Raw genomic sequence first — 469 nt, forward strand, 5'->3', positions numbered from 1 at the left:
GGTGTATATACAATGATTTTAAATTCAAAGAGGATTATTTTTCAATACTTGGTAAGTATTTTAGCAATGAGTACAATGATTCTTTCATTAATATTATATAAATTTTATTTTGATAATTCTAATGGGATGGATAAGCGAATTTATATCAGTGGAACATCTAATTTTTCTTATGTTATTCAAAATCTTCTTTTTACTACTTTTATATTAACTATTGCTAGTGTTGTAATTATAGCTATAGTATTACCTATTTTCTCTATTAAATTATCATTATTATTGTTTATAGATGTTGTTTTAATAGATATTTTTTCCTCATCTTTTGGTCTTATGCTTTCAACATTGACAAAAAATAATCAAGGAGCACTGATTATAGGTACGGTTTTTACAATAATAACTACAATGTTGTCTGGGGCACTATTTACAATTAAAAATACTTCAATGCAAAAAATTATTCAGTATATATTTCCTCAAC

General features: G+C 23.9%; 1 protein-coding gene. It reads left to right on the forward strand.

All coding sequences use genetic code 11. The annotated features are described in order from the left end of the window. Nucleotides 1–469 (forward strand): ABC transporter permease (locus EQ827_RS08880; RefSeq protein WP_181190611.1); only part of this gene is annotated, 469 nt, incomplete at both ends.

The sequence above is a fragment of the Bombilactobacillus bombi genome (genome assembly GCF_013607485.1).
Taxonomy (GTDB): domain Bacteria; phylum Bacillota; class Bacilli; order Lactobacillales; family Lactobacillaceae; genus Bombilactobacillus; species Bombilactobacillus bombi_A.